General features: G+C 61.4%; 6 protein-coding genes and 1 pseudogene. 3 read left to right on the top strand and 4 right to left on the bottom strand.

What is annotated here, in order from left to right; genetic code table 11:
• Window positions 1-69 precede the first annotated feature (69 nt).
• The 4 genes and pseudogenes from H9Q10_RS03460 to purL form a co-directional block, all read right to left on the bottom strand.
• A complete protein-coding gene (locus H9Q10_RS03460) occupies window positions 70-699 on the bottom strand; it encodes a YfgM family protein (RefSeq protein WP_197902629.1) in 630 nt (209 codons plus the stop codon).
• Window positions 700-1,992 (bottom strand): histidine--tRNA ligase, encoded by a 1,293-nt coding sequence (gene hisS / locus H9Q10_RS03455; protein WP_197902628.1) that lies wholly within the window; start codon window positions 1,990-1,992, stop codon window positions 700-702. It lies immediately after the preceding gene.
• A 97-nt stretch (window positions 1,993-2,089) separates the two neighbouring features.
• Window positions 2,090-2,206, bottom strand: a pseudogene (locus H9Q10_RS03450) (IS5/IS1182 family transposase); the annotation flags it as partial.
• A gap of 31 nt (window positions 2,207-2,237) precedes the next feature.
• The gene (gene purL, locus H9Q10_RS03445; RefSeq protein WP_197902627.1) at window positions 2,238-6,206 is read right to left on the bottom strand and encodes a phosphoribosylformylglycinamidine synthase; all 3,969 of its coding nucleotides are present in this window, start codon (window positions 6,204-6,206) and stop codon (window positions 2,238-2,240) included.
• A gap of 150 nt (window positions 6,207-6,356) precedes the next feature.
• On the opposite strand from purL, the gene H9Q10_RS03440 reads away from it, so the two are divergent.
• From H9Q10_RS03440 to H9Q10_RS03430, 3 genes are all read left to right on the top strand, one after another.
• Complete coding sequence (locus H9Q10_RS03440; protein ID WP_197902626.1) at window positions 6,357-6,695, top strand: P-II family nitrogen regulator; 339 nt, start codon at window positions 6,357-6,359, stop codon at window positions 6,693-6,695.
• Between the two features lie 292 nt (window positions 6,696-6,987).
• A complete protein-coding gene (locus tag H9Q10_RS03435; RefSeq protein WP_197902625.1) occupies window positions 6,988-7,749 on the top strand; it encodes a hypothetical protein in 762 nt (253 codons plus the stop codon).
• Window positions 7,737-9,674: a prolipoprotein diacylglyceryl transferase family protein gene (locus H9Q10_RS03430; protein ID WP_197902624.1), complete on the top strand. Its 1,938-nt coding sequence runs from the start codon at window positions 7,737-7,739 to the stop codon at window positions 9,672-9,674. Before H9Q10_RS03435 ends, H9Q10_RS03430 begins: the two co-directional genes overlap by 13 nt.
• Window position 9,675 lies beyond the last annotated feature (1 nt).

Genomic DNA, 9,675 nt, shown 5'->3' with positions numbered 1-9,675 from the left:
AACCAAAAGCGGCTGTTGCCAACGGGATTCCCCGTCTGGCAACAGCCGCTTCGCTTTCGAATCTGTCGTTTAGCCCATCTGGTCGATCTTCAGCTGCAAAAACTGGCGCGCTTCATCATCTTGCGGCAGTTTGTCGAGCGCCTGCTTGTAGGCGGCGGCGGCTTCGCTGCGTTTGCCTTGCGCGGCATACACGTCGCCCTTGGTTTCGAGCAGGATGCCGGCATAGGCTTCATCGGCGGGCATGGCCAAGGTGGCGAGCGCGTCATCATATTTCTGCTGCTGCAGCTGCACGGTGGCCAGGCGCTGGATGGCTAGGGCGCGGATGAGCGGGTCTTGATGGTATTTCAGCACCCAGTTCAGGTGGCCGGCGGCTTCGTCGTATTTGCCTTGGTCGAAAGCAGCGCCGGCCTGGATCAGGGTGGCCTGCGCGGCAGATACGCTGCCGGAATAATCGCTTTGCAGCTGCGAGAGCAGTTTGGCGGCTTCGGCGGGCTTGCCGGCCTGCTGGTTTTCCGCCCACTGGTCGAACACGGCCACGGCTTCGCTGCCCACGCTGCGCTGGTGGCTGCGGTACAGCACCCAGCCGAAATAGCCGATGGCGGCGATCACGAGCAGGGCAAACAGCCAGCGCCCCCAGCTGCGCCAGAAATATTTGAAATTCTCAATTTCCTCTTGGTCTTTTAAATCGTATGCGGCCATTTAGTTTATCCATTCATTCAGTTGTTTAAGCAAATCCGCAGCCGGCACGCCCACCTGCCCGCGCCCCTGCTGCATGTCTTTCAGGCTCACTGTGCCTTCTGCCAGCTCTCCCTCGCCCACAATCAGCGCCACTTTGGCACCGGAGGCGTCGGCCTTTTTCATTTGCGCCGCCAGCTTTTGGCTGCCGGAGTGCTGCAATACGCTGAAGCCGGCGGCGCGGGCGGCAGCGGCATAGCGCATACTGGCCAACAGGGTGTCGCCGCCGTGGTGCACCACATAAATATCGGGCGCGGCGTCGGCCTGAAAGCTGCCGTATTCGCGCACCAGGAGCAGCAGGCGTTCCACGCCCATGGCAAAGCCGATGGAAGGGGCAGGCTTGCCGCCGAGCTCTTCGATCAGGCCGTCGTAGCGGCCGCCGCCGCACACGGTGGCTTGCGCGCCGAGCTTGTCGGTGGTCCATTCGAATACGGTTTGGTTGTAGTAGTCCAGCCCGCGCACCAGGCGGTGGTTTTCCACGTAGGCGATACCCAAGCCATCGAGCAGGGCTTTAAAGCCGGCGTAGTGGGCGCGGGAGGCTTCGCCGAGGTAGTCGGCCAGGCGCGGGGCGGCGTTGCAGATTTCCTGTAAATCGGGATTTTTGCTGTCGAGCACGCGCAGCGGGTTGGTGTGCATGCGGCGGCGGCTGTCTTCGTCGAGCTGGTTTTCGTGCTGTTTCAGGTAGCCTACCAAGGCGGCGCGGTGGGCGGCGCGCTCTTCGCGGTTGCCCAGGCTGTTGATTTCCAAGGTGAGGTATTGGCTGATGCCGAGCTCGCGCCATAAATCGGCGCACATGGCGATGATTTCGGCGTCGATATCGGGGCCTTCGAAGCCCAGGGCTTCTACGCCCACTTGGTGAAACTGGCGGTAGCGCCCTTTCTGCGGGCGTTCGCGGCGGAACATGGGGCCCATATACCAAAGTTTCTGCGGGCCGTTGTAGAGCAGGTTGTGCTCCACCACGGCGCGCAGGCAGGAGGCGGTGCCTTCGGGGCGCAGGCTGAGGCTGAGGGTGTCGTTGGAATCGGCGAAGGTATACATTTCTTTGCCCACCACATCGGTGTCTTCGCCGATGGAGCGCACGAACAGGCCGGTCTGCTCCACGATGGGGGTGCGGATTTGGCGGTAGCCGAAGCGGCGCGTCCAGGCGCCCACGGTGTTTTCAAAGGCCTGCCAGAAGGCGGCGGTGAGCTTGAAGTCTTTCTGCTCCACCGGCAGGAGGTCGTTCATGCCTTTTACAGCTTGGATTTTTTGTCCCATGATTTGTTTTGGGGAATGCTTAAAGATAAACGGAAGTGCGGATTATAGCGGATATGCGCCGGTTCGGGCTAAGGCTGTGCGGAAGGCTACCTGAAAAATATAGTGGATTAAATTTAAACCAGTACGGCGTTGCCTCGCCTTGCCGTACTACCTGTACTGTCTGCGGCTTCGTCGCCTTGTCCTGATTTAAATTTAACCCACTATAGTGTTCACGTTTTCAGGTAGCCTTTGCCCTGCCTTGCGCTTTAGCCGAACGCTTTCCTTGCAGTGGCAAACATGCGGTACCAGCCGGCCAATTCGCTATCGCGCCACTCTTCGGGCAGCCAGCTCATCTGGGCGCTGCGGTATACGCGCTCGGGGTGCGGCATCATGATGGTGGCGCGGCCGTCGGCGGTGGTGACGGCGGCGATGGCCTGCGGCGAGCCGTTGGGGTTGAGCGGGTAGGTTTGGGTGGGCTGGCCCAATCCGTCGATATACTGCATGGCGGTGTGCAGGCCGGCTGAAACCTGTTTCTCAGGTAGCCCCAAGTGGGCGAAATCGGCGCGGCCTTCGCCGTGGCTCACCACCACGGGCAGGCTGCTGCCGGCCATGTCGGCCAAAACCAGCGAGGGGGATGGAGCCACGCGCACCATGCTCAGGCGGGCTTCGAATTGTTCGCTCTCGTTGCGCTTGAACTTCGGCCAGCCTTCCGCGCCGGGGATAATTTCGGCGAGGTTACTCATCATCTGGCAGCCGTTGCACACGCCGAGGCTGAGGGTGTCACCCCGGGCGAAGAAGGCGGCGAATTGGTCGCGCAGCCTGCTGTGGAACAGGATGGATTTGGCCCAGCCTTCGCCTGCGCCGAGCACGTCGCCGTAGCTGAAACCGCCGCAGGCGGTGAGCATTTGGAAGTCGGCCAGCTTCACGCGCCCGGCCATCAGGTCGGACATGTGCACGTCGTAGGCATCGAATCCGGCGCGGGTGAAGGCAGCAGCCATTTCCACGTGGCCGTTCACGCCCTGCTCGCGCAGCACGGCGATTTTGGGCTTCAGGCTACCTGAAATATAGGGGGCGGCGATATCCTGCCTCACATCAAAACTCAAATCAGCAAAGAGTTTGCTGCGCTCTTTATCGGCCAGCAAGGCGAATTCGCTGTCGGCGCAGGCTGGGTTGTCGCGCAGGCGCTGGATTTGGTGGGAGGTGGATTGCCAGGCACGTTGCAAGTCGGCGAGTGATTCTTCCAATATCGGTGCGTCTTGGAATAACAGGGCAATCTGGTCGATTTCCGTTTCCGCATAGCCGATTTCAAAAGCGCATTCGCCCAATGCGGTATTAAACAAATTCAAAACCGCCTGATAATCCTGTTCGCGCACTTGGATAACCGCGCCAAGCTCTTCATTGAATAAGGTTTGATTCACCAATTCTTGGAACAAATCGCCCCGTTTCACCAACACGTCCCGGCCGTGTTCGCTTTCCCATTTTCGGAATGCGCGTGAAGCATAGGCGGTTTCGGCAATGTCGGCCACCACCCCGCACCGCCCGGCAAACGCCATTTCCGCCAGCGTGGCAAACAAGCCGCCGTCGCTGCGGTCGTGGTAGGCGAGCAGCTTGTCTTCCCGCACCAGCTGCTGAACCACATCGTAAAACTTTTTCAGGTAGCCTGCTTCGATATCGGGCGCTTCGCCGCCCAGCTCGCCATATACCTGCGTGAGCGCCGAGCCGCCCATGCGGGCTTTGCCGAAGCCCAAGTCCACCAGCAGCAGCACGCTGTCGGCCATCGGCTTGATGTCGGGGGTAACGGTTTTGCGCACGTCCTGCACGGGGGCAAAGGCGGTGGCCACCAGGCTCAAAGGCGACACCACGGCTTTCTTCTCCGCGCCCTCCTGCCACACGGTTTTCATGGACAGGCTGTCTTTGCCCACCGGGATGCTCACGCCGATTTCCTGGCACATCTGCGACACGGCCTGCACGGTGCGGTAGAGTTTTTCGTCTTCGCCCGCATTTCCGCAGGCGGCCATCCAGTTGGCGGAGAATTTGATGTGGCCGATTTCGCCGATGTTGGCGGCGGCGATGTTGGTAACGGCTTCGCCAAGGCACATCCTGCCCGAAGCGGGCGCGTCAAACAGCGCCACGGCGGGCTTCTCGCCCATGGCCATGGCTTCGCCGCGGTGGGTGTCGAAGCCCATGATGGTTACGGCGCAGTCGGCCACGGGAGTTTGCCAGCGGCCGACCATCTGATCGCGGTGGGTGAGGCCGCCCACGCTGCGGTCGCCGATGGTGATGAGGAAGTTTTTGGCGGCCACGGCGGGCAGTTGCAACACGCGGTAGGCGGCTTCCTTCAGCCCGATGCGGCTACCTGAAAACGGTTTTTCAGGTAGCCCTACCGTGCGGTCGGTGCGCGTGGTTTTGGGCGGTTTGCCGAGCAATACGTTCAGCGGCAAATCCACGGGATGGTTGGCAAACAAATCGTCGCGCACCTGCAAGTGGCCGTCGTTGGTGGCCGTGCCGACCACGGCGAAGGGGCAGCGCTCGCGTTCGCAGATTTGACGGAAGGTGTCTAAATCTTTCTCCAGAATCGACAGCACATAGCGCTCCTGCGCTTCGTTGCACCAGATTTGCAGCGGGGTGAGGCCGTGTTCTTCCAGCGGCACGTCGCGCAGGGCAAACACCGCGCTGCGCCCGGCATCGTTCACCAGCTCGGGGAAGGCGTTGGAAAGCCCGCCCGCGCCCACGTCGTGGATGGCGATAATCGGGTTGGCGGCGCCCAGCTGCCAGCAGCGGTCGATCACCTCCTGCGCGCGCCGTTCGATTTCGGGGTTGCCGCGCTGCACGGAGTTGAAGTCGAGCGCGGCATCGTTGGCGCCGGTGTCCATCGAGGAAGCCGCGCCGCCGCCCAGGCCGATGAGCATGCCGGGCCCGCCGAGCTGAATCAGCAGTGCGCCTTCGGGGATTTCGTGCTTATGCGTTTGCTCGGCCTGGATGTTGCCCAAGCCGCCGGCAATCATAATCGGCTTGTGGTAGCCGCGCATTTGGCCGTCGAACTCGGCTTCGAAGGTGCGGAAATAGCCCAACAGGTTGGGGCGGCCGAATTCGTTATTGAACGCTGCGCCGCCGATGGGGGCTTCAATCATGATGTCGAGCGGGGAGGCGATGTGGGCGGGCTTGCCGTAGCCGTGTTCCCAAGGCTGTTTGAGCTCGGGGATATTGAGGTTGGAAACGGTGTAGCCGGTGAGGCCGGCTTTGGGGCGCGCACCGCGGCCGGTGGCGCCTTCGTCGCGGATTTCGCCGCCCGCGCCGGTGGCCGCGCCGGCAAAGGGGGCAATGGCCGTGGGATGGTTGTGCGTTTCCACCTTCATCAGGATGTGCGTGTCTTCTTCGTGGAAACGGTAGCCCTGTGCGGCGTCGGCGTGCGGATAAAAGCGTTTGATTTTGGCGCCTTCGATGATGGAGGCGTTGTCTTTATAGGCCACCACCGTGCCGGCAGGCGCGGCTTCGTGGGTGTCGCGGATCATGCGGAAGAGGGACTTGGGCTGTTTTTCGCCGTTGAGGATGAAATCGGCGTTGAAGATTTTGTGGCGGCAGTGTTCGCTGTTGGCTTGGGCGAACATCATCAGTTCTACATCGGAGGGGTTGCGGTTCAAAGCCTGATAGTTTTCCAGCAGATAGTCGATTTCATCGGGCGAGAGGGCGAGGCCGAGCTCGGTGTTGGCCTGCTCCAGCGCGGTGCGGCCGCCGGAGAGCACGTCTACCGTGGCGAAGGTTTGCGCTTCGGGGTGGGCAAACAATTTGGCGGCTACCTGAAAATCGGGCAGCACGGATTCGGTCATGCGGTCGTGCAGCAAAGCCGCCCATTGGCGTTTTTGCTCTTCGGAAAGGCTGCCTGAAAGCCACACCGCCATGCCGCGCTCGATGCGGCTGATGCCGGCCAAACCGCAGTTATGCGCGATTTCGGTGGCTTTGGATGCCCAAGGGGAAATTGTGCCCAGGCGCGGGGTAATCAAAAACAAGTGCAGGCCGGCTGAAGACTGCGGCAGCTTTTTTGCTACCTGCCCGGCCAGCAGGGCTTCCAGCCGTCCTGCGTTTTCTGCGTCCAATGCGGCGGCGCAGTCGGCGAAATACCAGTATTCGCTGCGGATTTCGGTTTCAGGTAGCCTCAGGGCGGCGGCTTTTTGCCGCAGTTTGTCAACACGGAAATCAGACAGGGCGCGCTCGCCGCGCAGGAAGAGGATGGGCATGGTGCAGACTCGCAGAAAAGGAATGGACAAGAGTGCGCAATTATACGCCAAATCCGCCCCGCCCTGTCGGCTCTCTTGGCATCTGGCGGCGATTGAAAGCGCGGCGGGCTTGTGGTAGCTTTGCCGCCGGTTCACGCAAGGACAAAGCCCATGAAAAAAATCGAAGCCATCATCAAGCCCTTCAAACTCGACGACGTGCGCGACGCACTCACCGACATCGGCATCACCGGCATGACGGTAACCGAAGTGAAAGGCTTCGGCCGCCAAAAAGGCCACACCGAAATCTACCGCGGTGCCGAATATGCGGTGGATTTCCTGCCCAAGATCCGGCTGGAAATCGTGCTGGACGACGGCATGGTGGAGCAGGCGGTGGAAACCATCGTGCAAGCCGCCAACTCCGGCAAAATCGGCGACGGCAAAATCTTCATCCTGCCGGTGGAAGGCGTGGTGCGCATCCGCACCGGCGAGCGCGACGAAGCCGCGCTGTAGGCCGGACGCACACCAAGCAACGCATTTCCCACCCGTCCGCCACACAAACTTTCAATCAGGCCGCCGTCAGCAAATCCGCTGCCGATAAAGGCTACCTGAAAATATCTGAAGGCTACCTGAAAGCGTAAGCTTCAGCGCAGCTAAAACGATGTCTTAGCGTAGCCAAGACGGAGTTTCTGCGAAGCTAAAACGCCAGCTTCAACGCAGTTAGCGTTTCTGCCAAGCCAAAATACCGGATTAAGCGGAAGCACCGTTTTTCAGGTAGCCCCAAGCGGCCACACCGCCCATCATCATGTTCCGCCTGCGCAAACACTATTTCGACGGCATCGACCCCGCTGGCAACGCCCTGATTGCCTACGCGGCCGAGCTGCATTGCCACGGCCTCGCCCTGCCCTATTCCGCCCTGATCCTCAGCCCGGCCGAAGGCCGCACCATTGAGCGCAGCTGCCTGCGCACCGCGCAGCTCTTTCCCAGCGGCATCCGCCAGCCCAAGCTCGGTTTCGAAGGCCGCTGGCAGGCGCTGGCCGACGGTGTCCGCCTTGCCCTGCCGGCCGGCAGCGGGCAGCTGGCATGGCATGCCCACACGCCCGCCGCCCGTTTTCAGGTAGCCCTAAACGGGCGGGAATACAGCGGCTTGGGTTATGCCGAAACGCTGGAAATGGATTTTTGGCCGCAGCGGCTGCCCCTGCGCGAGCTGTATTGGGGGCGTTTTGTGTCGGAGGGGCACTATGCGGTGTGGATCGAATGGCGCGGCGAAGTGCCGCTGCGGCGTTTGGTTTACAACGGCACGCTCGCCGAAGATTTCATGCTGGAGGCAAGCGGGCTGTCGACACCGGCATTCGGTCTGCGCTTGGATTTTGCCGCACCGCAAACGATTAAAGACGAGCCGCTGCTGGCCATCGCCGAGCGCAATCCTGTGCTGCGGCTGTTGTTTGGCCGGCGCTTCCTATCCAGCCGCGAGCAAAAATGGAAAAGCCGCGCCACTTTGAGGCTACCTGAAAATATTTCCGTGGAAGGCTGGGCCTTATACGAGAGGGTGTTATGGCAAAAATAAACCTTGCCCTGCAAAAAATAGCTTATGCCTCGGTATTCTGCCTGCTGCTGCCGCTGCTGCTAATCTTTTGGGCACGGCATACTTCGGGCGTGGTGCAGCTGCCGGTGCCGCCCTATCCGCTGGCCGGCGCGCTGCTGGCGGTGGCCGGGCTCTCGCTGATGCTGTGGGCCATGCACAACCTGTGGCACCGCGGCGGCGGCCTGCCGATGAATGCGTTTCCGCCGCAGCACTTTGTGGCTTCCGGTGCCTACCGCCTGTGCCGCCACCCGATTTACACCGGCGCGGTTTGGCTATGTGCGGGCGCGGCGCTGTATGCGCAGTCGCCGGGCGGGCTGTGGCTGGTGTCGCCGCTGTTTGCGCTGCTCACGGCGGCTTATGTGGCAGGCTTCGAGCGCGAGGTGATGGCCAAACAGTTCGGCGCGCGCCCGATGCTGCACTACGGCTGGTTCAGCCTGCCGCCGGACAACGGGCACGGGGTTTCTTTCTCCAAAAGGCTGCTGCTCGGGCTGTTTATTTGGCTGCTGTGGCTGCTGCTGTATGAGGCGTTCGTGTGGCTGGGGATACCGCCGGATGTGTGGTACAGCAACGGCGTTTGGGATGAGGCGGTGCCGCTGTGGGGCTTCAGCGTGGTGTTTTATGTGCTGCTCTATCCGTGGGCGGGGCTGCTGCCGCTGTGTTTGCGGCAAAACCGCCTGCTGCGCGGTTTCGCTTTGGACGCTTTCTGGGGCATGGCGCTGATTTTTTATTGTTATCTCATCATTCCGGCTGTCGTGCGCTACGGCAGGCTACCTGAAAATACGATATGGCTGCACTGGATTGCACAAGGGCGGGAATACGACAGCGCGGCGGCGGCGCTGCCTTCGTTTCATGTGTTTTGGGCGCTGCTGGCGGCACGCTATTCTTGCCTATGCCGCCCACAGTGGCGTATGGTATGGGCTGTGCTGGCAGCCTTGGTCATCATAAGCTGCCTGACCACACACAACCATACCTTGGCCGATGTGCTGGCCGGGATGGCGGCTTATTGGGCCGTGCGACAGCGGCAACCGGTTTACCGCGCCCTGCTGCGTGCCGCCGAATCCATCGCCAATTCTTGGCGCGAGTGGCGCATCGGCCGCCTGCGGCTGATTAACCACGGCTTCTATGCGGCTTTGGGCGGCGTGTGCGGTTTTCTGGTGCTGGCCTATTTGCTGCCGCACTACCTGTGGGCGGTGTGGCTGCTGGGTGTTGCCGGGTTTATCGGGGCGGGTTTGTGGGCGCAATGGGTGGAAGGCTCGTCGGCGCTGTTGCGCCCGTTTGGCTATTATGGCAGCGTGCTGGGCATTGTGCTGGCCGGCTGCCTGATTGCCGCCTGCTCGGATTTAAGCGGCTGGACGCTGTTGGGCGCGGCCGCGCTGGCTGCCTGCCCGATCCAGCTGTTCGGCCGCTGCCGCTGCCTGATTCAGGGCTGCTGCCACGGCATCCCCACCGAGATGCCGGGCATCCGCTTTTTCCACGAAAAATCGCGCGTGTGCAAGCTGGCCGGCTGGCAGGGGCAAAACCTGCACCCCACCCAGTTTTATTCCATCGCCGCCAATTTCCTGAGCTTTTTCCTGCTGTGGCGCTTATACCGGCTGCAAATGCCTGCTTCGTTTGTTGCCGGCATGTATCTGATTCTCAGCGGCGCGTTCCGCTTCGTGGAAGAATCGCTGCGCGGCGAACCGCAAACGCCGTATTTTTTCGGCATGCGCGTGTATCAATGGCTGGCGCTGGCATCGGTGCTGACCGGTATTTTGTTTACCTGCCTGCCTTCCGCCCCGCTGTTTTCAGGTAGCCTTCCTGCCCGCTGGCTGCTGCATGCCGTTTGCTATTTCGTGTTGATCTGGTGCGTGTACGGTTTGGATTATCCCAACAGCATGCTGCGCTTTTCCCGGCTCACCCAAGAATAAC

The sequence above is a fragment of the Eikenella glucosivorans genome (assembly GCF_016025525.2).
GTDB lineage: Bacteria > Pseudomonadota > Gammaproteobacteria > Burkholderiales > Neisseriaceae > Eikenella > Eikenella glucosivorans.
The sequence above is the reverse complement of the archived record's forward strand: the minus strand, read 5'-3'. Positions and strand labels throughout refer to the sequence as shown.